This window comes from Aureimonas psammosilenae (assembly GCF_009176975.1).
Lineage (GTDB): Bacteria > Pseudomonadota > Alphaproteobacteria > Rhizobiales > Rhizobiaceae > Plantimonas > Plantimonas psammosilenae.
The window spans coordinates 22,255-46,481 of sequence record NZ_WEZG01000009.1 but is presented as its reverse complement, the minus strand read 5'-3'; the positions used below and the strand labels follow the sequence as shown (position 1 = coordinate 46,481).

The following is a 24,227-nucleotide window of genomic DNA, read 5'->3' as shown; positions in this document are numbered from 1 at the left end:
ACGTTTGGTCCTACCGTTTTGTGGAAGGGCGAACTCACAACGGTCGCAAAGCAAGTCTTGTCAACGTGATTAGTAAAGCAACTCGCGGGTGCTTGGCGACCAGGGTTGAATGGTCCAGCCATTCTGCAGCGCCTTCCCATCTTCATGCGATGCAAATCGGGAAATTGGGCAAAGCACTCCACGACCTCTATCGCCGACCCGCCTCGCTTCGACCGTAGGACAGGAGCATCGCGATGATGACGGTACCGTAAATGATCTGTCGGCCGGCTTCCGGCATCTGCATCACGGCGAGGATCGACTGAAGCAGCGTAATGAGGATCACGCCGGCGACCGTACCGAGATAATTGCCGCGCCCGCCGAGGATATTGGTGCCGCCGAGCACCACGGCGGCGATGGCGGGAAGGAGATAGGGGTCGCCCATCGCCTGATAGGCCTTCGTGGAATAGCCCGCGAGAAGTACGCCGGCGAAGGCGGCCGCCATACCCGACAGGACGAAGCAGCCGACGATGACGAGATTGGTGTTGATGCCTGCAAGATAGGCCGCCTGCTCGCGATTGCCGACGGCGTAGACGCGCCGGCCGAAAGCGGTGCGGGTTAGGACGAAGATCACGAACGCCCCGACGAGCGCCCAAACGAGGAGCGCGTTCGGAACCCCTGCGACCAGCCGCCCGACTGCGAGGAAATGCATGAGGTCGGTCGCGTGGTCCTGCGGTGCGGAGCCGCCGGTGTGGATCACCATGAGTCCTTGCAAGACGGCGTTCATGCCAAGCGTGAAGATCATCGATGGAAGACGAAGGAAAGCGACGCCGAAACCGTTCACGAGCCCAACGAGCGCCCCGCACAGGAGTGCCACGGGGATCGCAGCCACTTCGCCCGCGGTCCCGTACCAGCCGGCGACCGCCGTCGCCATCATCGCGCCGAGTGTCACAGTCCACGGCACCGACAAGTCGATATGGCCGATCAGAATGACCATCATCGCGCCGGACGCGATGACGCCGAGAAAGGCGCTGATCTGCAACTGCTGGAGCAGGTATTCCGGCGACAGGAACTGGCGCGAATAGAAGGCGCCGCCGATCAGCATGAGGATGATGCAGCCGAAGGCGGTCGCGACCGAGCGGTCGAAGCCGAAGCGGAAGGCGAGCGGGACGCGCACGGCGGGCTTGGCATCGCTCACGCGAAGAACTCCAACCGGTTGCGGATGCGCAGGATGCGAACCGCGCCGAGACTGACGGCGGCGAGCAGCACCACGCCTTGGAACAAAGGCTGCCACAAGGGATCGAGATCGAAGACGAACAGGAGATCCTCGATCGTTCGCAACACGAAAGCGCCGAAGATCGAGCCGATCGCCGAGCCCCAACCACCGAAGAGCGACGTGCCGCCGATCACGACGGAAGCGATGGAGTTCAGTGTGTAGGTGCCCGCGATCGGGGCGGAAGCCTCTCCGGAATAGGTATTGAACGTCAGCATCAGACCGCTCGCGGCCGCCAGTAGCCCGGCCAGCGCATAGGCGGTGAGCTTGGCGCGCTCGACGGGAACGCCCGACATGTAGGCCGCCTGCTCGTTGGAGCCGACGGCATAGGCCGCTCGTCCGATGACCGAACGCCGGTAAGGCAGCCATACGAGGAGCACGACGAGGAAGAGCAGCACCAGCGCGGTCGGAACGACCCCGAAGACCTGCCCTGTCGCCCAGTCGGCGATGTCGGACTGTACGTCGCCGCCCGGCCCCGGCCGCACCAGAAGCGCGATCCCGTAGTAAACGGCCCCCGTCGCCAGCGTCGTGATGATCGGCTGCAAGCGGCCCCAGACGATGATAGCCCCGTTCAGGAAACCGCAGGCGGCCCCGACGAGAAGCACGGCGAGGCATCCGGCGAGTCCCTCGCCGACCGTGCCCACGACGATCGTGGAGGCCAGGCAGTTGGCGAGCACGAAGACCATCCCGACAGAAAGATCGAGCCCGCGCGTGAGAACCGGGAGTGTCTGCGCCATCGCCACGAGCGCGAGAAGCACGGCTTTGTTGGCTGCGGTCAGCACTACCGCAGCGCTGAGGCCGGCGGGATGGTTGCCGACATAGATCGCGAACATCAGAACGCTGAGACCCACGGCGGCCAGAAGGCCCGCATTGTGGAACAAACGGTAGCGCAGGTCGCTCATGCGGCACGCTCCTCGCCTGGAACGACGTCGAGCGCCGCCGATACCATCGCATGTTCGGTTAGGTCGGCACCGGCGAGCTCGCGCGTGACGGCACCCCCGTACATCACAAGAACGCGGTCGCAGCAGCCGATAAGCTCGGCATAGTCGGTGGAATAGAACAAAACCGCGAGCCCTTCGGCCGCCAGTTCCCGCAAAAGGCGGTAGATTTCCTGCTTCGTGCCGACGTCGATGCCGCGTGTGGGATCGTTCAGGAGCACGATGCCCGGCCCCGTCATCAGCCACTTGGCGATGACGACCTTCTGCTGGTTGCCGCCGGACAGGGTGGAAACGGGTGCGCCGAGATCCGGCAGCTTGATGCGCAGGCGTTCGACCATGGCGTCGATCGCAGCGCTTTCCCGACGTCGGTCGAGGCCAAGGCCGCGCTTGAATCTGAACAGGGCCGCAAGGCTCATATTGTCGCCGACGCTCATCGGCAGCATCAACCCCTCGGTCTTTCGATCTTCGGGGATCAACGCCAATGGCAGCTCGGCGCGGATCGCCGAACGCGGTCCGTTAAGCCGCATCGGCCTACCACCGACCTCGACGGTGCCGCCGACACCCCTGAGAACGCCGAAAAGGCTGAGGAGAAGCTCGCGCTGGCCCTGCCCGTCGAGCCCGCCAAGGCCGACGATCTCGCCCTGACGGACCTCTAGCGACACGTCGCGCAGTTCGCGCCCCCAGACGAGGTTGCGCGCCTTGAGAGCGACCGGCGCATCGGGACGCGGCACCGGCGTGTCGGGATACTGGTGCGTCAGCTCGCGACCGATCATCATGTGCACGATCTGCCCAACGGTACGCTCGCCCTTTCTGAATGTCTCGATGCGCCGACCGTTACGGAACACGCTGGCGCAATCGGCGAGCGCTTCGATCTCAGGCATGCGATGGGACACGTATAGGATGCCAACGCCTTCCGATTTCAGGCGCCGGATGATGGCGTAGATGCGTTCCACGTCCTCGGCAGTCAGCGCGGACGTCGCTTCGTCGAGGATCAGAAGCTTCGGCTCGCGACCGAGCGCCTTGGCGATCTCTACCATCTGCCTGCGCGACAAGGGCAGGTTACGCACGAGTTCGAGGGGATGAACATCCTCGCAGCCGACACGCGCAAGGAGCTTGCGCGCCCGAGCCATCTGCGCCCGCGTGTCGATCAGGCCGCCGCGCTTCGGAGGCGCGGCGATCGACAGGTTGTCGGCGACGGTCATGTCAGGCAGGAGCGAGAGTTCTTGGAAGACGCAGACGATGCCGGCCGCCGTCGCCTCTGCCGGCGTGCGCAGGCGCATGGCAACTCCGCCGACGACGAGTTCCCCGTCGCTCGGATCGGTGACGCCGGAAGCGATCTTGATCAGCGTCGACTTGCCGGCGCCGTTCTCGCCCAGAACCGCGTGGATCTCACCCGGATAGGCGGCGAAATCGACGTCGGACAACGCGGCGATGCCACCGTAGCGCTTCGAAACGCCTCGCATTTCCAGGATCGGGGTCCGCTCGGACATGTCGGCTCTCACGGAAGATGGAAGGCCCGAACCGGCTCACGCGGTTCGGGCCAGGGATCACTGATCGGTCTTCGACTGACCCATGATTTCCTGCGCCGTAAAGTTGATGCCGCAGGTCGGGAAGGCGTTGCCGACGAAGAAGTTGTCGGACTCCTTGCCGTAGAAGTTCTCGCCGTCCTTGAAGTTCGGGTCCTCCGTCACGGACAATGGAAGCGAGATCGACTGGGGCACCACCTGACCTTCGAGAGCCGCGATCGCGGTCTTCATGGCGACGGCGACCTGGGCTGGCCCGCTGCCGGCGGATACGCATTTCAACCCGTCTTTGGAATGCTCCGAGCAAAGCTTGCGGAAGCCGTTCTCGGTTTCCCCGCCGACCGGCACGAAAGGATGCTTGGCGTCGATCATCGCGCGCACGGTGCCCGTCGAGCCGCCCTGCACCGACACGCCGTCGAAATGCTTATGGACGGCGATCGCGTCGGCGACCACTTTCTGCGCCGTACCGTCGTCCCAGCGGCCAACCACCTCGACCGTTTCCCATTGGCCGCCGGACTTCTTCAGGACTTCCTGGATTCCGTCGTGACGATCGCGATCGACGCTGGTCCCGGTGACGCCGCGCACTTCCAAAAGCTTGCCCTTGTTGCCGGGGACGCTCTTGACCAGCCAGTCGGCCCAAAGCTCGCCCAAACCCTTCTGGTTCACGTTGACGTTGATCGCCTCGTCGGTGTCCAGAGTGTTGTCGAAGGCGACGAGCACGACGCCGGCCTTGTTGGCGCGCTTAACAACCGGCTTGAAAGCCGTGGGATTCTGCGCATTCACGACGATCGCGTCGTAGCCGGAGTTGATGAAATTATCGACGGCTGCGATCTGAGCGGCGACGTCGTCGCCTGTCGACACGACCTTGAACTCCTTAAGCTTTGCCTTCACATCCGGCTGCTCAGCGTAAGCTTTCGCGGTCTGGACCATCTGGATGCGCCAAGTATTGCCAATGAAGCCATTGGCGAGCGCGATGCGGTAGGGACCGTCCTTCTTTGGCCATTGGAAAAACTTTGTGTCTGCTGTCAGCGGTTTGAAGCATTCCGCGTCGGCGCTCGGGCCCGAAACGGTTTCGGGACCTGCCGCCCATGCGGTCGATCCAAGGGCTGCCCACGCGACGCCGGCCGCCAGAAAGAAGACTTTTCGCATCATGACCATTTCCCCCCAATCAGTCCTTTTCGGACTTTGATGCGCCGCTACGAACATCGAACATGAGTTGCGATAGAATCGACTCTCCCAAGTCGATCCGTATTTCGCGGCGAGCACTGCTGCGAACGGCAATTTGCGGCAAAGACGTACGCCTGTCGATTGGTTTCTCAGCACATTCTTCCCATCGACGCTTTTCTCGGAAGGTTCGCCGCGTCCAGTCCCAGCACCTAACTGAAAGTAATGGATCGAACCCCGTAACGAGCATTTCGTTCGCAGAAACAGACGGTTCGCAGACGACAATGGGCCGACATACGTCGCTGGTCTATGAGACGCTGCCGACTGCCCAATGAGCAGTTCTCTTCATGCCGGTTTCGGTTTGGTTCTCAGCTTGCTATCCGGCGTGGCGCTTCGTTCATGAAAGTGAGCGTGTCCTGGAAGGATCGAATGCCCGCGTCCGATCCAAGGCCCGTCGCTACCAGTGCTGCTGAAGCCTGCGCGAAGGCGAGCGCCTTGGGGATATCCATGCGGTGGTGCAGGGCGGCGATGAAGCCGGCGTCGAACGCGTCGCCGCAGCCCGTAGTATCTACCACTTTGATCGCATAGGCGGGCTGGTGGACAGTTTCGCCCGACGCTGAAATGAAGCAAGCCCCGTCACCGCCGAGAGTGAAGACGCATTGCTTGACGCCGCGACCGAAAAAGAAGGCGGCGGCGGCGCCAACGTCGACGGCGCCCGAGATTTCGCGTGCTTCCTCGATCGAGGGCATGAAATAGTCGATATGGGGTAGCAGCGGCTCGATCAGCCCAAGGGTCTGCGGGCCGGCGCCCAGAAGATCGAAGGTCACGGTGCGGCCACGCCGCTTGGCTTCAGCCAGCAGCTTACGGCTCGGCTCACCGTCGAGCTTGGCCAAAAGGCCGGTGCCGCCGAGATGGACGATCGGGGGGGCGAGCACGGCGTCGAGTGCGGCGTCTGCCACCTCGAAGTGGTCCGACGCGCCCCGCGCATGCAGGGCTGGGCGACTTCCGTCGCGGCGGATGTTGAGGATCGTCGCAGAGGTCGACACGCCTTCCAACTGCTGCATTCCGGCGGTATCCACCCCGAAGCGCCTGAGCGTCGTCAGAACGAAGTCGGCCTTTTCGTCATCTCCAACGGCTCCGACCGCAAGGCAGTTGAGCCCGAGCTTGGCGAGATCAACCACTGTGCCGCCGGCGGTTCCCGCCACCGTTAGACGGATCTCATCAATAAAATCGACCTGTCCGCCGGGCGGTATGGCGTCCACGGGGCGTCCGAGGACGTCGAGGATGTAGAGACCGATCACGGAAACGTCGTGCGACATGGAAACCCCTCAAGGGAAGAACAAGATAGCGTTCCAGACAGCGGCTTTTCAGCTGCGCTGACCGAGCGCGAAGATTGTGCCGGCCAAGAGAATGAAGCCCCCGACGATGGCGAGTTGCAGCGTGCTCGGGATGCCGACGAAGATCAGGACATTGCTGACAAGCGTAATGAGGAAGACGCCGAGAAGTGTGCCGACGACGCTTCCCGACCCACCGGTGATGCGAGCGCCACCCAGAACCACTGCAGCGATCACGTCGATCTCCATGCCGGCAAGATCGAACGGATTGGCGAGGCGGTTCGAGGCGACGTGAACGACACCTGCAATGCCGGCAAGGAGCCCGGCATAAGCAAAAGCGAAGACGCGTACCCGGAACAGGCTAATGCCAAGCCGCTCGGCGATCCCCGCATTGCCGCCAACGGCGAATACCGCGCGCCCCATAAGCGTGCGCTCAAGGACGAACCACGTCACGATTGCGGCGACGAAGAGAACAAGAACGCTGGCCGGCAAAAGCGAGATGCCCCCGCCCGGCGCGGTATGGGTGTAGAGCGAAGCACGACCGAAAGCGTCCATCGCCGCTGGGATGTTCATGAAGAGCGCGGTTCCAACGAAGGTCAGGAGGAAACTGCGGATGATGTACTGTGTGCCGATCGTGACGATAAGGGACGGCGCTTTCAGCTTATGGACGAGAACGCCGTTGGCTGCGCCGAGAACCGCGCCGCCGGCCGCTGCCAGGACAAAGAAGACCGTCATCGGCATGCCGGGGAAAACGTTCGTTGCGAGCATCGTCAGCGCGTACATGATGAGCGCAGCTATAGCGGTGAACGACACGTCGATGCCGCCGGCCGCTAGAACTACCAGCACGCCCATCGCAAAGAGCCCACGCACCACGGAGGCGCGCAGCACGTCGAACAGATTGTTGACCTGAAGGAAGTCCGGGTTGGCGACCGTCACGGCGACACAGGTCAGGATCACGAGGGCCAGCGTAAAGAGTTCGGGCCGGCGCACCATTCGATCCCAAGCGCGGTGATGCCAAGCCTCGTCCGTGATGGGCGGCGTCGATGCGATGTCGGTCATGGGCGGGTCCCCTCTCCCGCGGATGTCAGCGAGCGATAGATTGTGTCCTCGGTCCAATCACCGACGAGCCGCTCGGCAACGATCTCGCCCTGGCGCATGACCGCGATCCGATCGCAGTTCTGGAGGAGTTCGGGCAGGTCGTCGCTGATGATGATGACCGCCATGCCACGATCGGCGAGCCGCTGGATGATGCGGAAAATGGTGTCCTTGGACCCGACATCGACGCCAACGGTGGGGCCGTGGAGGATGAGGAGACGCGGCTCGATCGTGAGCCAGCGGCCGATCAGGACGCGCTGCTGGTTGCCTCCCGAAAGCGCCTGGACGGGAAGAACGACATTGGGCGTAGCGACCTGAAGATCGGCAACCGTCGTCTCCGCTAGACGTCGCGCGCGCCGGCCGCTGATGACGCCAAGCGCGTTCCGTAGACGGTCGAGCACCGGCAGTGTGATGTTTTCCTCAATCGATTTCTCAAGGAAGAGCCCTTCGCTCAACCGGTCCTCGGGCACGTAGCCGATGCCAGCCTCGATTGCTTCGGTGGGTGCGCGCAGTTCCACAGCCGCGCCGTCGAGGAGGATATGCCCGGTGCGGGCAGGCCTGACGCCGGCAAGCGCAAGTGCCAATTCATTACGCCCTGAGTCCGCCAGGCCGGTGAAGCCGAGGATCTCGCCGCGCCGAAGCGAGAAGGAGATGTTTTGGAACGCATCGGCTCCGAGCGCCTCGACCGTCAAAAGCGTGTCGCCGAGATTTGGATCTGTGCGATAGCGCGCCTCACTGATCTCGCGACCGGTCATCCAATGCGTGAACTCAGCTTTGGAATGGTCGGACACCTCGAGTTCGGCGACCTTGCACCCGTCACGCATAATGATGGCGCGCCCACCGATCGCTTTGCACTCGTCGAGCTTGTGAGTGACGAAAAGCACCGCCACCTTGTCCGAGCGCAGCCGTTCAACGACCTTCAGGAGGTTATCCACCTCCTGGCGCGTCAGAGAGGTCGTCGGCTCGTCCATGATTACCAGCCGGGCATCCGCGGCGACCGCTCTGGCGATGGCGACGAGTTGCCGGGTTGCCAGCGGAAGCGTGTCGGTGCGCCGGAAAAGGAAATCGTGGTCCGTCGGCAGTTGGACTTTAGCAAGCGCCGCTCGCGCGGTCTCGCGCAACGCGCCCATGTCGAGCCGGCGGGCGAGGTGTCCGTTGGCCGCGACGAGCTGTCCTGTGAAGGCGACGTTCTCGGCGACGGAAAGATTGGGCAGCAGCGACAGGTCTTGGTAGACGGTCTCAATTCCAGCACGTAGTGCGCCGATCGGGCCGATGTCGCCCGCCCGCTCGCCCGTTGGCACGCCGTCCACGAGGATTTGCCCTTCGTCGGCCGCCTGTGCGCCCGAGATGATCTTGATGAGCGTGCTCTTACCGCAGCCATTCTCACCCATCAGGTGATAAACGCGGCCCGCCTCGATCACCAAGTCCACTGCCTTCAACGCGTGGACTCCGCCGAAGGACTTGCGTACGCCTCGAATTTCCAGCAGCGGCGGAGCGGCGCCGGTTGGCTGCGGCGCTGATACGACGGACATCGTGACATCCTGATGCAGATGGCCCTGCTCCGGGACCGGTTTGGCCCCGGAACTGTGAGATGCGGCAATCGGGCCGAACTTAGAACGGATAGTTCTTGTAGGAGGCCTTGTCGGCGTCGACCCAAGCTTCGCCCTGGACGATCACACCCTTGCCGGGGCCCTTCTTGACGGACACTTTATTATAACCTGGGACGCCGAGGTCCATACCGTCGGTGACTTCCTTGCCATCAAGCACCATATTGGCAACGACGTTCATGACGTAGCCGGCGTCCTTCGGGTCCCAGAAGAAAATTTCGTCGACGGCGCCGGTTTCCAGATAGGGCCCGGTATCCTTGGGTAGGCCAAGGCCGTAGACGCACGTCTTGTCCTGCAGACCCGCCTCTTCCACCGCACGCCCGATACCGATGACGTCGATTGCGGACGAGCCCTGGAACCCCTTGATGTCTGGGTAGCGGCGAAGAATTTCCTTCGCCTTCTCATAGGCCTTATTCGCGTCGTTGAATGACTCGTTCTTAGCTGCAACGAGTTCCATGCCCGGGTACTTCTTGGCGTTCTCCGCGCCCGCATCCACCCATTGGTTGTGCGTCAGACTGCCAAGAGAGCCGACGAAGCTCGTCCACTTGCCGGACTGACCCATGCAAGCCGAAAGCTTCTCGTTGATGCGCATGCCGAAAGCCTTGTTGTCGAAAGCCTCGATATCGACCGCGGTGTTGTTGAGACTGTCGCCTTCGTGAGTGATTACCTTGATGCCGCGCTGCTGTGCGCGGCGCAGAACGCCTTCCAGCGCAGAAGGGTCCATTGGCACGACCGCGATGGCCGAGACGTTTTTGGCGACCAGATCTTCGATGATGCGCCCCTGTTGTGCGGCATCTGCTTTGGCGGGGCCGACCTGACTGGCCGCGACGTTTGAATGCTCGCTGCCATAGGCATCGACACCCTGGTTCATACGGGTAAACCAGTTCTCGCCGGTCACCTTCACAACCGTGACAATGGTCGATTTATCCTGCGCGCCGGCCGCGCCGGCGCAGATAGTTAGGCCGAGCGCCGTGCAGGCGGCGAGCTTGGACAGAGTGGTCATTCGAATCCTCCCGTTGGATGTGAAGCTCGGGCGCGTCCCCTTGGCCTTGTCCCCCAGCAAGGACAACGCGCGTTTCCTACCGTGTCAGCGGCTGGGCCGCAGCCAGTAGCCGAAATCGAACCTGGCAGAGGCCAGGAGGGCAAGGAGCAGGACGCCCCAGGCGAGATCTCGAAAGAAGTTCGAGATATCCAGAAAGTTGAAGAGGCTCGACAGGATCTGCAGAGCGGTAGCGGCGAGAAGCACGCAGCCGACCTTGCCGTAGCCTCCCTCGGGTTTCACGCCGCCCATCACCGCGATCAAAATTGCAATCAGCACGTAAGATCCGCCGTAGTCCCATTTCACGGAGGCATTGCGGGCAGCGATCACGATGCCGGCGATACCTGACAGAACACCGCTGGCCGTGTAGGTCAGGACGATCATCCGGCGCTCGGCAATACCGCCGTAGCGGGCCGCTTTTGGGTTGCTGCCGAGAAGCATCAGCCGCACGCCAAAGGGCATGAACCGCAGGACGAAGGCGATCAGCGCGGCGACCACGAGGAACAGCGCAAAACAAATCGGCATGCCCAAGACGGGAGAATTGCCGAAGTCATCAAGCGGCGGGATATAACCGAGGCTTAGGGCGGAACCGTTGGTCAGGAACACCGCGAGGCCGGTGAACAGAAGCTGTGTGCCGAGCGTAGCGATTAGAGGCGTCAAGCGGCCATAAGCTATCACCAGTCCGTTTGCGATCCCGCCTATCAAGCCGATCAGAAGCGCGACGGCCGCAAAGCTCCAGGAGAAGAGTTCGGGCGCAGCGTCTGGCGCGACGATGAACCGAGCGAGCATTAAGGCGCCGATACCCGACAGATTTGCCAGAGCAATGCCCGACAGATCAATTCCGCCATTGCCCGACGTCATCGCCAGCATCACACCAAAAGCGAGCAGGCCAAGTTCGGGCACCTGCGCAGCCATCGACTGCAGGTTGTAGCTGTCAACGAAGTTGGCGCCCGCCAACAACGCGCCTGCCGTCAGCAGAGCCACATTAAGAGCACCGAGAAAGACGCTCTGCCGATCAAAATCAGGAATCAAATCGCACCTCCCGTACGATCTTGGATCGGGACGATGCCGTTCCCTCACAAGACCCGGCTCCCCCCGAGTCTTCATTTTTGACATTTGTCACCGAGAAATGTCTATTGTCAATTAGCGCCCTCTGCGGCGACCGTAGGTTTCTCCTTGCTTCAACGCCGCGATGCACCGCTGGGCATCGAGAAGGCCAATGGACCACTCAACGGACATTCCAAACCTCGACTACCAAGACAGGCATTCCTACCCTCGGTCCGACTTGGCAACGTGTAACTAAAAAGTCCATGTGCCAGCCAACCGATATTGGACTCTAAGTAAGTCCATAGACGGGGTGATACTCTGTCGGAAGAAATCGACCTTCTTCATCGAGACAGATCGCCTTCAACACGGTGTCGGACACCTAAAATGGGCACTTACCCTATTGAATGCTACGGATAGACATTCTGGAGGCAAGGGAAAGCTCACCGATAACGACCAGATGCGGCGAGGAACGTTGAATGGTATCCAGTCCGCTGTCGACAGAACTTCATTGTTTGATTGCGCAATGCGGATTGTCGAAAGTGGCCTGTTGTCCCAGTGCCTTAAAATCGAGCTGACGAAACCGGCGATCATTGGGCACGGACCGAGGATGGGTGTAATGCTGGCAGCCATCTGCTGCCTCTGAGTATCGGTCGCAATGGACGATCTTGGAACGGGCTGATAGCCGCTGTCGCAGCTTCACGATGGCCCCCGCGACCGCATCAACTGGACCGCTCCCTCGTATCGACCACCAAAACCGACCGACACTCGATGGCTGCCTTGAGGGCATCACACACATCGCCCAAGAGCTCGACATCGCGATCTTCTCAGAAGGCTTCAAGGTCGAAGCACGGCTTGAACTGCTGCGGGCCATTGGGTGCTAATGCCATCCCAAGCCACCAGATTGGGGGGAATCGAACGTATGGCGCGGAAGACGAAGCGGGGCTGCTGTTGGCGTGGCGACGGTGCCGATTCCGCTCGATTTCTTGTCACCGTCCCCTGAATTATGGAAACGCAAGCTTCCGGTTTTTCCAACTCGGCATAAAGAGTTCCCTTTTCACAACCACTTAGTCACCCGACCCGCACCCGAATTTTTTAATCCGATTTCTCCCGTTTTCTCTGGTACCAACTTCCATCTCGCAGGGTGACATTGAACCACGGGAGTGATACACAGCTCAGAGAATAGCAGCTTCTAAGGCATTGTTTTCGTTGATCGTGACCTGCTTAAGGCGCAATCCTTTCCTGGGCACCAATTCACCTGATTCGTTAGGGAAGCCAAAGAGTTAAGCCGCAGCAAGGGTTTGGTGGGAACATCCTGTTCAACAGGACAGTTCAACACTGCCATTGGCCATGCCACGCCCGATGACCCGAGGGAGTCAGGCTGCGCCTCTCCAGACCATCATAAGGGCCATCGCAGACGCCCCGATGGCAAGCGGCACATTGGCGACGAACTCGGCTGTCGTTGTCAGTGTCGCGACCCAAGCCGCCGTGAACTTCTCTTGCTCGGTCGCCCCGAAATGAACGTCGTCACATCGGTTGGGGCTGCGGTTATGGTGCGGGTCTCATCAAGGAGAGCGCCACGCGGGCCTGGGCCTCGCGATCGGTCGGCGCTGACGAACGCCTAGCGCACCGCCATTCGCAGGTCGTGGCAGGCTCCCGGCGCGGTTTCCAGGTGTCGGCGCAGGAACTCGGCGGCGGGCATCGGGCGGCCGTAGAGATAGCCCTGGCCGTCGTCGCATCCCTGCTCGCGCATGATGTGATGATCGTCGCCGGTCTCGATCCCTTCGGCGATGACCTTCAGGTCGAGACCGTCGGCCATCTGGATCAGCGCCTGGGTGATGGCGCGGTCGCGCTCGCTGACATCGCACCCGCTGACGAAGGAGCGGTCGATCTTGATGCGCGACACGGGATAATCCCGCAGCATGCTGAGCGAAGCGAAGCCGGTTCCGAAATCGTCGAAGGCGATGGCGACGCCCATGTCGCGCAGGCGGCGAAGCTGATCGAGGATGCGCTCGTCCGATTGCAGGATGGTGTTTTCGGTGATCTCGAGTTCCAGGGCCGACCCGCAGAGGCCGCACTCGCTGAGCGCCCCCGCCACGATGTCGGGAAGGTCCCCGGACTTGAACTGAACGGCGAAGAGGTTGACCGCCACGCGGAAGCAGGGATGGACCTCCCGGCGCCATTCCGCCGCCTGCCGGCAGGCCGTTTCGATGATCCAGCGGCCGACCGGAAGGGCCACCGCGTCGCTTTCCAGCATGGACAGAAAAGCGCCGGGGGCGAGGACGCCCCGTGTCGGATGGTTCCAGCGCAGGAGCGCTTCGGCGCCGATCAGGATGCCTTCCTCCAGTTCGACCTGCGGCTGGTAGTAAAGCTCGAAGGCGCGCGTTTGCCACGCATGGGCAAGTTCGGTTCGCGCAAGACCCTTGGCGATGACGGCCTGGCGGAGATCGCTGGTGAAAAGGCAAGTGCGTCCCCGGCCGTCCCGTTTCGCCTTGTAGAGGGCGAGATCGGCTTCGCCGAGAAGCGTGTCGGCATCCTTTTCCTGTTCGCCCGAACAAGCGATGCCGATGCTCGCGCTGATGGACACGAGCGAGCCCGCGACGTTGATCGCGATCTCCAGAGCATCGATGATCGCCTCGCCCAGGCGATACCCTTTCAGAGGGTCGGCGGAGCCTTCGATCAGAACAACGAATTCGTCGCCGCCGAGCCGCCCGATGAAATTCTCGGGCCCGACGCAGGCCCGAAGCCGCGCGGCGACTTCCACCAGAACCAGATCGCCCGCGGCGTGACCGAGCGTGTCGTTCACCTCCTTGAAGCCGTCCAGATCGATCAACAGCACCGTGGCCCGCCGGTCCGGGCAACACCAGTGGGCAAGGCGCTCGTTGAGGTGGGCGCGGTTGGCCAGCCCCGTCAGCGCGTCCATGATCGCCGCGGTCCGCAGCAACTGCTCCGCCTCATGCCGTTCGGTGATGTCGCGGATGATGCCGCCGAAGCGCTGTTCCCCGTCCTCCAGCCAGCGCGACAGGGAGAGTTCGATCGGAAACTCGGTGCCGTCGCGCCGGACGGCGGTCACTTCGACCTTTCGCCCGATCAACCGGGGCGCTTCGCCGGAGGCGACGCGCGCAAGGCCCGCGCGATGAGAATCGCGGCTGGCGGGCGGCACGATGAGGTTCAAGGACTGGCCGATGATCTCTTCCACGTCGTAACCGAACATCCGCTCGGCCGCCGCATTCCAGGAGATGATGGTGTTGGTGGCATCGGCGGTGATGATCGCGTCCGGCGACGTCGACGCGATGCTTTGCAAGCGATTGCGGGCGCCGGCGGCGATCACGGCTTGGCGGCGGCTTTCCAGAAGTTCCATGACGAGCCCGGCGAGATCGCCGAGGATGCGCGCCTCTCGCGCCGAGAACTCTTCCCGAGGCTCGCGATCGATGATGCAGAAGCTGCCGAGCGCGTCGCCTTCCACCGAGCGCAGCGGCGCGCCCGCATAGAAGCGGATGAAGGGCGCGCCGGTCACGAGGCCGTTGTCGCGAAAGCGAGGGTCCTTTCGCGCGTCGGGGATGACGAAGACGTCCTCGCCCGTCATCGCATGTTGGCAAAAGGAAACGTCCCGCGCCGTTTCGCAGACCGGCAATCCCACGCGCGCCTTGAAGAACTGCCGATGCTCGGCCACCAGCGACACGAGCGCGATGGGAGCCTTGAAGATGTCAGCCGCCAGTTGGACCAGCCGATCGAATTCGGGCTCGGCTGCGGTGTCGAGGACTTCGTAGGAGCCCAGGACGTTCAGTCTGTGACGTTCGGCAGCGTCAGGAAATGTCAACATCGTCGGCATGCGGCATGGCGTGAGAGGCAACTGCCGCGACGATAAGCGATTGAGTTTAAGAAATATTTCCTGCGCAGCCGATGAAGAGGGCCGGCGACGATACGGCAGATTTCATCGGTGATCCCTCACGCGGCGGGAGCCAGCGCTTTCGATCGCCCGGCATGGGTCGGATCGCGGCGATCGAAACCCACCACGAAAACCAGCGAGGCGAGAACGGCGAAGATGCCCGCTACCACGAAGGCGGGCGTATAGGTGCCGACCTGTTCGCGGATGACGCCCGCGCCGAAGGCCGCAAGGGCGGCGCCCATCTGGTGGGCGACCAGCACCCAGCCGAAGATGATCGGCCCGTCCCGTTCACCGAAGGACTGGTTCGAAAGCTTCACGGTCGGCGGCACCGTCGCGATCCAGTCGAGGCCGTAGAAGATGGCGAAGATCGTGAGGCTCACGGGCCCGAAGTCGATGAAGGGCAGCGCCAGCAGGGACAGGCCGCGCAGCCCGTAATACATGGCGAGCAACCGGCGCGGATCGTAGCGGTCGGTCAGCCAGCCGGAAGCGGTGGTGCCGATGAGGTCGAAGAAGCCCATCAGCGAAAGAAGGCCGGCGGCGGCGACCTGCTCGATGCCGTGATCGCCGCAAAAGGCGATCATATGCGTGCCGACGAGCCCGTTGGTGGTGAGGCCGCACACGAAGAACGTTCCCGCCAGAAGCCAGAACACGGGCTGGCGCGACGCGCGGCCGAGCGCCTCGATCGCGAGCCAGGGGGTTGCCGCCTGTTTCATCGGCGGAGCCGGCGGCGTATCGGCCGCTTCGCCGAAGCGACGCGTGCCGCGCTCTTCGGGGCGCTCGGGAACCAGAAGGGCGACCACCGGGATAAGCGCGGCGCAGCCGAGACTCACCGCCAGCGCCACCGGCTTCCACGCGCCGCCCGCCGTCAGCCATGCCAGAAAGGGCAGGAACACCAGGGCGCCGGTCGCCGTGCTGGCGCTAAGCAGCCCCATGGCGAGGCCCTGGCGCGTGGCGAACCAGCGGTTGACCACCGCCGCGCCGAGAACGGAAGCGACCGCCCCCGACCCGATCCCCGACAGGACGCCCCAGGTGAGGACATAATGCCAGGGCGCGGTCATCCATTGGCTGGCGAAGGTCGAGACGGCCATCAGCGCCAGCCCGGCCAGCATGGTGCGCTTGATGCCGAAGCTCAGCATCAGGGCTGCGGCGAAGGGGCCGACGAGGCCGTAAAGCAGAATGCCGAGCGCGGCGGAAAAGGAGATCGTCGCACGATCCCAGCCGAAGCTCGCTTCCAAGGGCATCATCATGACGCCCGGCGCCGAGCGCAGGCCCGCCGAGAAAAGAAGCGCGAAGAAGGTCACTCCGACAACGAGGATGGCCGGATGGGCGCGGTGGAAGCGGGTAGCGGCGCGAAGCTTGGTCATCGCAGTCTCGTTCGATCGGCCGGAACGTCTTCCCCTTACGGAAGAGGACGGGAAGACGTTATCGCGACTTCATCCGCCGGGCATATACCCGTCGGCGATGACCGGCAACCAAACCCCGAAGGGTGGAGGGAGGCCGGAACCCCCTTCCCTTCGAGCGCGCCTTAAGCGGAAGCGCAGGGTGCTTCAGGCGGATGGCCGAGCGCGTGAAGAACGCCGCGAAGCTCGGCGAGACCGCGCATCCGGCCGGCGGCCGGATAGCCGGGCGTCACGACCTTGTTGAGGTCGTCCAGCATCCGGTGTCCGTGGTCGGAGCGGAACACGATCGTCTCGCCGCTTTCGCGCCGCCGGTCCTCGGCGACGAGTTCGCGAAGCACCGCGACCATGTCCGTGTCGCCGTCGAGATGGGCCGATTCATGGAAGGTCCGGGGGTCCGCTTCGCGCCGCGTGTTGCGCAGGTGCGCGAAATGGATGCGCGAGGCGAAACGGCGGGCGATCGCCGGCAGGTCGTTGTCGGTGCGAACGCCGAGACTGCCCGTGCAGAAACACATGCCGTTGGCCGGCGAAGGTACGGCATCGAACAGCGCGGCGTAATCCTCGCCCGTCGAGGCGACGCGCGGCAGGCCGAAGAGCGGGCGCGGCGGGTCGTCGGGATGAAGCGTCAGCTTGACGCCGACGCTTTCCGCCGCCGGCGTCACGGCTTCCAGGAACTCCACGAGGTGGCGGCGCAGGCGGGCAGCGTCGACGTCGCGATACTGGTCGAGCTTGTCGCGAAAGCCGGGGATCGTCATCGGCTCGGTGGTGGAGCCCGGCAGGGCGCTCACGATGTTGCGCGTCAGATCGGCGATATCCCCCTCGCCCATCGCCTCGAAGGCGGCCTTGGCGCGGGCCTGCTCAGGCAGCGTGTAATCCTTCTGCGCGGCGGGGCGCTGGAGAATGAACAGCTCGAAGGCGGCGAAGGTGTCGAAGTCGAAGCGCATCGCCGTCGCGCCCGTGTCGATCACATGATCGAGCTCGGTGCGGCACCAGTCCACCACGGGCATGAAATTGTAGCAGACGATCTTGATGCCGGCGCGGCCGACATTTTCGAGACTGGCGATCCAGGCCTCGATCTCGTGACGCGCCGCGCCCCCGGTGCGCTTCACCGCGTCGGGGATCGGAATGCTTTCCACCACCGACCAGGCAAGCGGCACGCGGCCGGGCGCCGTGGTCTCGATCATCTCGCGCCGCGCTTCCACCGCTTCGCGCGTCCAGACCGCGCCGATCGGCTCCTCGTGAAGCGCGGACACGACGTCGGTCGCCCCGACCTGGCGCACCTCGTCCAGCGTGACCGGCGCGTTCGGCCCGAACCATCTCCAGCCTTGACGCATCGCTTGGCTCCTCCCCCCGAAATCTCAAACGAAATAGTTGGGATAACGGCCCTTCAATTCGGCGACGTCGGGAATCACCGCGCCGAGATGGACCATCATCGCATTCTTCGCCCCCATCGCGTCGTTCTTCGCGATACAGGCCAGAATGGTTTCGTGCTCGCCGATCACCTGCTCCATCCGGCCGAGAACGGGCAGGGTCAGGCGCCGCGCCCGGTCGATCTGCACCTTCACCTGGGCGAGGAGGGTCCAGATGCCGGGATGACCGGCGAGATCGGCGATGCGCGCATGGAACGCTTCGTCGGCCTCGTGAAAGGCGTCCTTGTCCTGAACGGCGGCAGCGGCCTTCTGGCGCCTGACGGTGAGTTCCAGCGCGTCCAGCCTTTCCGGCGCAGCCATCTCGGCAGCCTTCTCCACCGTGATGCCTTCCAAGGCCTTTCGAACGAGCACCGCTTCCGGAATGGCGTTGACGGGCACGCGCGAAACGAAGGTGCCGAATTGCGGCCGCACGTCCACGAGGCCGATTTCGGCGAGGCGGATCAGGGCTTCGCGCACCGGCGTCCGACTGACGCCGAAGCGCTCCACCAGCGTTCGATCCGTCAAGGGCGTTCCGGGCTCCAACCGCGCCGCGACGATCTCGGCCTTCAGCGCCTCGAAGATCTGGGTGGCGGAGGTGATGCGGCGGGCCGGCGCGTGGTTCCGCGACATCGTGGCGATCGCCGTATCGGGAAAGGCCTCAGACGACATCGCTTTCCGGCATCCTTTTGCGCAGTTGACATGCTAGTATACTAGCGACTAGATCGTGCCAAGGCCGGTGGGAAGGTTCGCGATGCGAATATCGGTCGAAGGAGGCTTCATGGCACTCGATCCAGACCGGCTGCTGCCGATCGAACCCAATGCACGGGGCGTCGCCAAGCGCTTGTTCGCGAGCGTCGAGAGCCTGCCGATCCTGTCGCCGCACGGGCACACCGAGCCGTCCTGGTACGCTTCGAACGAGCGCTTTCCCGATCCCGCCAGCCTGTTCGTGATCCCCGACCACTACATCTTCCGCATGTTGTATTCGCGCGGGGTTCCGCTGGAATCGCTCGGCGTTCCGCGCACCGATGGCGGTCCGGTGGAAACGGATGGGCGCGCAATCTGGCGGTGTCTCGCCGAGAACTTCCACCTGTTTCGGGGCACGCCTTCCCGCCTTTGGTTCGAGCATTCGCTCTCGAACGTCTTCGGCATGGAGGAGCGCCTGTCGCCCGCCAATGCCGATGCGCTCTACGACCGGATCGCCGAACGGTTGACGGGCGACGACATGCGCCCGCGCGCCCTTTACGAGCGCTTCAACATTGAGGCGATCGCCACCACGGACTCGGCGCTGGACGATCTTTCCCACCACCGGGCGATCCGCGACAGCGGCTGGCGTGGCCGCATTTTGCCGACCTACAGGCCGGACGCCGTGGTGGACCCGGACCGTCCGGGTTTCGCGGACGCCCTTGCCAAGCTCTTCGCCCTGACCGGCGAGCCCGAGACCTTCGCCGGCTATCTTAAAGCGCACCGGGCGCGCCGGGCCTTCTTCAAAGCTGAGGGCGCGACCGCCACCGACCACGGCCACCCTTCGGCCCTCACCGCGGATCTCGGCCAAACGGACGCCTCGGTGCTGTTCGACAAGGTGCGGGCAGGCACGTCGAGTCCGACCGAGAACGAACTGTTCCGCGGCCAGATGCTGACCGAGATGGCGCGCATGAGCCGCGACGACGGGCTCGTGATGCAGATCCATCCGGGCTCCCGCCGCAACCACAATCGGAACGTCTTCGAGCGCTTCGGTTTCGACAAGGGCGCCGACATTCCAGGCCCCACCGACTACGTGGAAGCGTTGCGCCCGCTGCTCGCGGCGGTCGGCAACGATCCGACGGTGACGGTGATCCTCTTCACGCTGGACGAAACGAGCTATGGGCGCGAACTCGCCCCGCTCGCCGGCCATTATCCGGCGCTCCGGCTCGGCCCGCCCTGGTGGTTCTTCGACAGCCCGGAAGGGATGCGCCGCTTCCGCGAAGCGGTGACGGAAACCGCCGGCTTCTACAACACGGTCGGCTTCAACGACGACACGCGCGCTTTTCTGTCGATCCCCGCCCGCCACGACATGGCGCGGCGCGTCGACTGCGCCTTTCTTGCCCGCCTCGTCTGCGACGGAAGGCTGGACGAGGACGAGGCGCACGACCTCGCCCACGACCTCGCCTATCGTCTGGCGAAAGAAGCCTATCGACTTTGAACGGGACGCCGGCGCGTCGAAGCCGGCACGATCTGGGAGGATCACCACCATGCAGTTCACCCGCAGACGTTTCATGGGAACGACGGCAGCGGCCGCCGGCATGTCGCTCTTCGGCGGCAAGGCTTTCGCGGCGTTGGCCAAACCCGCCAGCCCGGTCACGATCACGGTGGCCGATGTCGCTGGCAACCTCGCGCTGACGCAGGCGGCGATGGAGCGCTACACGGCGGCGCGGCCGGAAATGGCAAGCCGCATCGCCTTCACCAAGGCCCCTGCGCCCGAGCTTCCCGGCAAGCTGCGCGCCCAGCAGGCGGCGGGCCGCGTCGATATCGACCTCGTCCTCACCGGCACGGACGCGCTTTCGGCCGGCCTCGACCAGGGTATCTGGACCGACCTTTCGCCCTACAAGGCCGATCTGCCGAATCTCGAAAGCATCTACATCCCGCAGGCCTTCAAGATGCAGGCAATGGCCAAGGAGCACGGCGTCGTCGTGTCCTATTATCCTTCCGGCCCGCTGATCGAATACATGCCCGACCGGGTGCCGACTCCGCCGAAGACCGCCGAGGAGCTTCTGGCCTGGACGAAAGCCAACAAGAACAAGTTCGTTTACGCCCGCCCCGCCAATTCGGGGCCGGGCCGCACCTTCCTGATGGGCCTTCCTTATCTCCTGAAGGATAGCGATCCGCGCGACCCCGAAAAGGGCTGGGACAAGACCTGGGCTTATCTGGAGGAACTGGGCCAGAACATCGAATACTATGCGTCCGGCACCACGCAGACCATGCGCGAGTTCGGCGAAGGCACGCGCGACATCGTCATCACCACCACGGGCTGGGACATCAATCCGCGCGTTCTCGGCACCGTGCCGGCGGAAGCCGAGGTCGGCACGCTCGCCGGTTTCCATTGGGTCACGGACGCCCATTACATGGTGGTGCCGAAGGGTGTTTCGGAAGAAAAGCTCGCCGTGCTTCTCGACCTCATGAACTTCATGCTGACCCCTGAGTCCCAGGCCTATGCCTACGACCAGGGCTATTTCTATCCGGGCCCCGCCGTGAAGGACGTGCCCTTGTCGATGGCGCCGGAAGAAAGCCGCGCGGCGATCGAGGAGTTCGGCCGTCCGCAATACGAGGAGTGGATCGCCAACAACCCGTTGGAAACCCCGCTCGCCGCCGACAAGCTGGTCGCGGCCTTCCGCATCTGGGACGAGCGGATCGGCGCCAAGAAGGGCTGAGCCGCTTCATCTTCCGGCGGCCGGTTCGTTTCGGCCGCCGCTCCACCTCCGCCGCGCTCGCCGCCGGCCTTTCCGTCTCGATCCGGAGCCTTCCCGAGATGAACGCTCATTCCCCGCAAGCTCGGACCGCCGGTCGCGCCAGCCTTCCCAAGGCCGGCGGCGGACGGCTGGAACTCGTCGATCTTCAGCGCGCTTTCGGTTCCTATCGCGCGCTGGCCGGCATCGACCTCACCGTCGAGCGCGGCGAGTTCATCGCGCTTCTGGGGCCGTCGGGCTGCGGCAAGTCCACGGCGCTGAACTGCATCGCCGGCCTTCTGCCGCTCACCGGCGGCGAGATCCGGCTCGACGGGCGCCCCATCCATGAACTCGCCCCCGAAGAGCGCGGCTTCGGCATGGTATTCCAGTCCTATGCGCTGTTTCCGCATATGACGATCCGCAAGAATGTCGGTTTCGGCCTCGCCATGCAGGGCGTACCGCGCGCCGAGGCCGAAGGGCGCATCGACGCCGCGCTCGATCTCGTGCGCCTGCGCTCGCAAGGCGACAAGCTGCCCGGCCAGTTGTCGGGCGGCCAGCAGCAGCGCGTCGCCATCGCGCGGGCCATCGTGATCCGCCCGCCGCTCGTTCTGATGGACGAGCCCTTGTCCAATCTCGACGCCAAGCTGCGCCTTGAAATGCGCGCCGAAATCCGCGCGATCCACGAGGCAATCGGCTCCACCACCATCTATGTCACGCACGACCAGGACGAGGCCCTGTCGCTCGCCGACCGCATCGTCGTGATGTCGAACGGCCTGATCCGGCAGGTCGGCACGCCGGAAGACCTCTACGAGCGCCCGAACCATGTGGATGTCGCCGATTTCATGGGCTTCCGCACGCGGATCGGGGCGCGCGTTCTCGACGATCGGGGAACCGTCGAGGCCGCCGGCGGTCACTTGGCGCTGCCGGGAGCCGTCGGCCACAAGCCCGGCACGGCGGTCTCCATCTCGGTGCGGCCGGAGGATCTCGTCGCATCGCCTTCCGGCGGCGAAGGCATCCCGGCCACCGTGCGCTCGATCGAATATCGCGGCCGCGCCTGGTTCGGCTCGGCGACGCTGGCCGACGGCACCGTGGCCTATTTCCGCGCCGACACGTCCCTGCCGGCGGGACAGGAAGCGACCTTGCGCGTCGACCCGGCGCGCACCCTCGTCTTCGAGGGCGCGGGCCAATGAGCGACCTCGCCCTCTCCGCCGCGCCGCGCGCGATGCGCCGGCCCTCGCTGCGCACGCGTCTTGCGGCGCGAGGCTTCGACGGCACGACGCTTCTGATCCTGCCGGGGCTCGTCGCCGTCCTGGCCTTGTTCGTCTACCCGTTCCTTTATGGCGTCGTGGACTCGATCACGCCGGCGACGGGCGCGTGGTACGAGAACTATCGCCGCTTCTTTTCAGACCCGTTTCTCTACAACACGATCTTCGCCACGCTCTGGCTCGCTTTGCCGGTGACGATCGTCAACCTCGCGCTCGCCGTTCCGATCGCCTTCCGCGTGAGGCTGATGCGGCGCCAGCGCCTTCTGACGACCCTCCTCGTCCTGCCGATCACGCTCGGCACGGTGCTCGTCGCCGAAGGGCTTCTGAACTTCCTCGGGCCTCGCGGCTGGTTCAACCAGGCGCTCGTCTTCATCGGCCTGATCGAGACGCCTCTGCGCCTCACCAACAACTACTGGGGCGTCTTCGCTTCGCTTCTTATCACCGGCTTTCCCTTCGCGTTTCTCCTGACGCTGTCCTATGTCAGCGGCATCGATCCGGCGATCGAACATGCGGCCGCGACGCTCGGCGCCGATGCGAGGCGGCGGTTCACTCGCATCTTCCTGCCGCTTCTGGTTCCCGGCCTCGCCGTCACCTTCTGCCTCGCCTTCGTGCAGGCCTTTGCGGTGTTTCCGTCGGCCGTGCTTCTCGGCGCGCCGGCCGGCCCGACGCGCGTCATCTCGATCGCCGCCTATTCGGCCGCCTTCGAGGAATACAACCACTCGCTCGGCTCGGCGATCGCCATCATCATGGGCGTCGTCCAGCTCGCCGTCGTTCTGGCGGTGCTCGGCCTTCGCGGCCTGTTCTATCGCGGCCCGGCCGGCGGCACGAAGGGGTGAGAGTCCTTCCGGAGGTTCGGCGGCGGAGGGCCGTTGAGAGATTTTTTGGCGCTCGCGAGGCGCCAAACGCAGTCGATGCCGGCGGCATCGGCGAGGATTGGCAACGACGCGACGACGGAAAAGCTCCAATGGACCGACCCGCCCGAACCTTCGGAAGGACTCTTCCAACATGATCCGCGACCGTGGCATCGGCTCGAAACTCTGGCGCGCCGCCGTTTGGGGCGTCACCATCCTCTTCGTCCTCAACCTTCTCGGCGTCATCGCCGCGGTGGTGACGAACTCGCTGGCGACGCGCTGGCTCGGCACGGTGCTGCCGCTCGCCTGGACGACGCGCTGGTACTTCGCCGCCTGGCGCGAGTTCCAGTTGACCGAAGTCCTCATCACCACCTTCCAGATCGTGTTCCTCGTCACGCTCCTGTCGGGCCTCATCGGCATCACCACGGCCTATGCGCTGGCGCGGCGCGATTTTCCGGGCAAGCGCTTCGCGATCCTCCTGTTTCTTCTGCCGCTCCTCGTGCCGCCCCTCACCTACGGCATTCCGCTGGCGACCCTGCTTTATCAGGTCGGGCTCGGCGGCTCCTTCTCCGGGGTCGTCATCATCAACCTCGTGCCCTCGATACCCTTCGTGGTTCTGGTGATGATCCCCTTCATCGAGCAGATCGATCCGCGCGTGGAAGCCGCCGCGCGCGTCTTCGGGGCGGGCACCACCAGCCTCTTCACGCGCATCCTTCTGCCGCTTCTTCTTCCCGGCATGCTCGCGGCGCTGCTTCTCGTGCTGGTTCGCACCATCGCCATGTTCGAGCTGACATTCCTTGTCGCCGGCCCCACCAGCCAGACGCTTGTCGTGTCGCTCTACTACGCCGTCTTCGCGTCCGGCGTGCGCGCTTCGCAGTCGATCGACGCGATGGCCGTGGTCTACATGGTGACGACCCTGTTCTGGCTCGTTCTGGCGCTTCGCTTCGTCAACCCGACGCAGATCGTGGCGCGGGCCAAGCAATCCCAGCCGGCGCATTGAGGCT

General features: G+C 64.1%; 18 protein-coding genes. 5 read left to right on the top strand and 13 right to left on the bottom strand.

Translation table 11 applies throughout. The features are described 5' to 3' along the window. Positions 1-187: 187 nt before the first annotated feature. The 13 genes from F9929_RS15830 to F9929_RS15770 form a co-directional block, all read right to left on the bottom strand. Positions 188-1,174: an ABC transporter permease gene (locus tag F9929_RS15830; protein WP_235919351.1), complete on the bottom strand. Its 987-nt coding sequence runs from the start codon at positions 1,172-1,174 to the stop codon at positions 188-190. Next, positions 1,171-2,151, bottom strand: a complete 981-nt coding sequence (locus F9929_RS15825) for an ABC transporter permease (protein WP_152047562.1) — start codon at positions 2,149-2,151, stop codon at positions 1,171-1,173. The genes F9929_RS15830 and F9929_RS15825 overlap by 4 nt, the downstream gene beginning before the upstream one ends. Beyond that, positions 2,148-3,677 carry a sugar ABC transporter ATP-binding protein gene (locus F9929_RS15820; protein WP_152047561.1) on the bottom strand — a complete coding sequence of 510 codons (1,530 nt, stop codon included), beginning with the start codon at positions 3,675-3,677 and terminating at the stop codon, positions 2,148-2,150. Before F9929_RS15820 ends, F9929_RS15825 begins: the two co-directional genes overlap by 4 nt. A 57-nt stretch (positions 3,678-3,734) precedes the next feature. Further along, positions 3,735-4,862 carry a sugar ABC transporter substrate-binding protein gene (locus tag F9929_RS15815; RefSeq protein ID WP_407922246.1) on the bottom strand — a complete coding sequence of 376 codons (1,128 nt, stop codon included), beginning with the start codon at positions 4,860-4,862 and terminating at the stop codon, positions 3,735-3,737. 380 nt (positions 4,863-5,242) lie between these two features. Further along, entirely contained in the window at positions 5,243-6,193 is a 951-nt protein-coding gene (locus F9929_RS15810) for a carbohydrate kinase family protein (protein ID WP_152047560.1), read from the bottom strand. 48 nt (positions 6,194-6,241) lie between these two features. Beyond that, positions 6,242-7,267 carry an ABC transporter permease gene (locus F9929_RS15805; RefSeq protein WP_152047559.1) on the bottom strand — a complete coding sequence of 342 codons (1,026 nt, stop codon included), beginning with the start codon at positions 7,265-7,267 and terminating at the stop codon, positions 6,242-6,244. Beyond that, complete coding sequence (locus F9929_RS15800) at positions 7,264-8,835, bottom strand: sugar ABC transporter ATP-binding protein (RefSeq protein ID WP_152047558.1); 1,572 nt, start codon at positions 8,833-8,835, stop codon at positions 7,264-7,266. The genes F9929_RS15805 and F9929_RS15800 overlap by 4 nt, the downstream gene beginning before the upstream one ends. A gap of 79 nt (positions 8,836-8,914) precedes the next feature. Beyond that, positions 8,915-9,913 carry a substrate-binding domain-containing protein gene (locus F9929_RS15795; protein ID WP_152047557.1) on the bottom strand — a complete coding sequence of 333 codons (999 nt, stop codon included), beginning with the start codon at positions 9,911-9,913 and terminating at the stop codon, positions 8,915-8,917. Between the two features lie 84 nt (positions 9,914-9,997). Next, positions 9,998-10,981 carry an ABC transporter permease gene (locus tag F9929_RS15790; RefSeq protein ID WP_193227795.1) on the bottom strand — a complete coding sequence of 328 codons (984 nt, stop codon included), beginning with the start codon at positions 10,979-10,981 and terminating at the stop codon, positions 9,998-10,000. Between the two features lie 1,633 nt (positions 10,982-12,614). Beyond that, positions 12,615-14,816 (bottom strand): putative bifunctional diguanylate cyclase/phosphodiesterase, encoded by a 2,202-nt coding sequence (locus F9929_RS15785; RefSeq protein ID WP_152047555.1) that lies wholly within the window; start codon positions 14,814-14,816, stop codon positions 12,615-12,617. A gap of 125 nt (positions 14,817-14,941) precedes the next feature. After that, positions 14,942-16,246 carry an MFS transporter gene (locus F9929_RS15780; protein WP_152047554.1) on the bottom strand — a complete coding sequence of 435 codons (1,305 nt, stop codon included), beginning with the start codon at positions 16,244-16,246 and terminating at the stop codon, positions 14,942-14,944. A 161-nt stretch (positions 16,247-16,407) separates the two neighbouring features. Further along, the gene (uxuA, locus tag F9929_RS15775) at positions 16,408-17,613 is read right to left on the bottom strand and encodes a mannonate dehydratase (protein WP_152047553.1); all 1,206 of its coding nucleotides are present in this window, start codon (positions 17,611-17,613) and stop codon (positions 16,408-16,410) included. Between the two features lie 24 nt (positions 17,614-17,637). Then, a complete protein-coding gene (locus F9929_RS15770) occupies positions 17,638-18,357 on the bottom strand; it encodes a GntR family transcriptional regulator (RefSeq protein WP_152047552.1) in 720 nt (239 codons plus the stop codon). A 109-nt stretch (positions 18,358-18,466) separates the two neighbouring features. Here F9929_RS15770 and uxaC point away from each other — a divergent pair, with 109 nt between their 5' ends. From uxaC to F9929_RS15745, 5 genes are all read left to right on the top strand, one after another. Continuing rightward, the gene (gene uxaC, locus F9929_RS15765) at positions 18,467-19,867 is read left to right on the top strand and encodes a glucuronate isomerase (RefSeq protein ID WP_152047551.1); all 1,401 of its coding nucleotides are present in this window, start codon (positions 18,467-18,469) and stop codon (positions 19,865-19,867) included. A gap of 49 nt (positions 19,868-19,916) precedes the next feature. Next, entirely contained in the window at positions 19,917-21,092 is a 1,176-nt protein-coding gene (locus F9929_RS15760) for an ABC transporter substrate-binding protein (RefSeq protein WP_152047550.1), read from the top strand. 98 nt (positions 21,093-21,190) lie between these two features. Continuing rightward, entirely contained in the window at positions 21,191-22,297 is a 1,107-nt protein-coding gene (locus F9929_RS15755) for an ABC transporter ATP-binding protein (protein WP_152047549.1), read from the top strand. A gap of 32 nt (positions 22,298-22,329) precedes the next feature. After that, positions 22,330-23,208: an ABC transporter permease gene (locus F9929_RS15750; protein WP_152047678.1), complete on the top strand. Its 879-nt coding sequence runs from the start codon at positions 22,330-22,332 to the stop codon at positions 23,206-23,208. A 169-nt stretch (positions 23,209-23,377) separates the two neighbouring features. Continuing rightward, positions 23,378-24,223, top strand: coding sequence for an ABC transporter permease (locus F9929_RS15745; RefSeq protein WP_152047548.1), 846 nt, complete (start codon positions 23,378-23,380; stop codon positions 24,221-24,223). The last annotated feature ends 4 nt before the right edge of the window (positions 24,224-24,227 follow it).

Excerpts from the sequence above, each read along its gene's own strand:
- F9929_RS15760 (WP_152047550.1), top strand. The coding sequence starts at position 19,917 with ATGCAGTTCACCCGCAGACGTTTCATGGGAACGACGGCAGCGGCCGCC.
- F9929_RS15810 (WP_152047560.1), bottom strand. The coding sequence starts at position 6,193 with ATGTCGCACGACGTTTCCGTGATCGGTCTCTACATCCTCGACGTCCTC.
- F9929_RS15755 (WP_152047549.1), top strand. The coding sequence starts at position 21,191 with ATGAACGCTCATTCCCCGCAAGCTCGGACCGCCGGTCGCGCCAGCCTT.
- F9929_RS15750 (WP_152047678.1), top strand. The coding sequence starts at position 22,330 with ATGCGCCGGCCCTCGCTGCGCACGCGTCTTGCGGCGCGAGGCTTCGAC.
- F9929_RS15805 (WP_152047559.1), bottom strand. The coding sequence starts at position 7,267 with ATGACCGACATCGCATCGACGCCGCCCATCACGGACGAGGCTTGGCAT.
- F9929_RS15770 (WP_152047552.1), bottom strand. The coding sequence starts at position 18,357 with ATGTCGTCTGAGGCCTTTCCCGATACGGCGATCGCCACGATGTCGCGG.
- uxaC (WP_152047551.1), top strand. The coding sequence starts at position 18,467 with ATGGCACTCGATCCAGACCGGCTGCTGCCGATCGAACCCAATGCACGG.
- F9929_RS15780 (WP_152047554.1), bottom strand. The coding sequence starts at position 16,246 with ATGACCAAGCTTCGCGCCGCTACCCGCTTCCACCGCGCCCATCCGGCC.
- uxuA (WP_152047553.1), bottom strand. The coding sequence starts at position 17,613 with ATGCGTCAAGGCTGGAGATGGTTCGGGCCGAACGCGCCGGTCACGCTG.
- F9929_RS15800 (WP_152047558.1), bottom strand. The coding sequence starts at position 8,835 with ATGTCCGTCGTATCAGCGCCGCAGCCAACCGGCGCCGCTCCGCCGCTG.
- F9929_RS15785 (WP_152047555.1), bottom strand. The coding sequence starts at position 14,816 with ATGTTGACATTTCCTGACGCTGCCGAACGTCACAGACTGAACGTCCTG.
- F9929_RS15825 (WP_152047562.1), bottom strand. The coding sequence starts at position 2,151 with ATGAGCGACCTGCGCTACCGTTTGTTCCACAATGCGGGCCTTCTGGCC.
- F9929_RS15820 (WP_152047561.1), bottom strand. The coding sequence starts at position 3,677 with ATGTCCGAGCGGACCCCGATCCTGGAAATGCGAGGCGTTTCGAAGCGC.
- F9929_RS15815 (WP_407922246.1), bottom strand. The coding sequence starts at position 4,862 with ATGATGCGAAAAGTCTTCTTTCTGGCGGCCGGCGTCGCGTGGGCAGCC.
- F9929_RS15745 (WP_152047548.1), top strand. The coding sequence starts at position 23,378 with ATGATCCGCGACCGTGGCATCGGCTCGAAACTCTGGCGCGCCGCCGTT.
- F9929_RS15795 (WP_152047557.1), bottom strand. The coding sequence starts at position 9,913 with ATGACCACTCTGTCCAAGCTCGCCGCCTGCACGGCGCTCGGCCTAACT.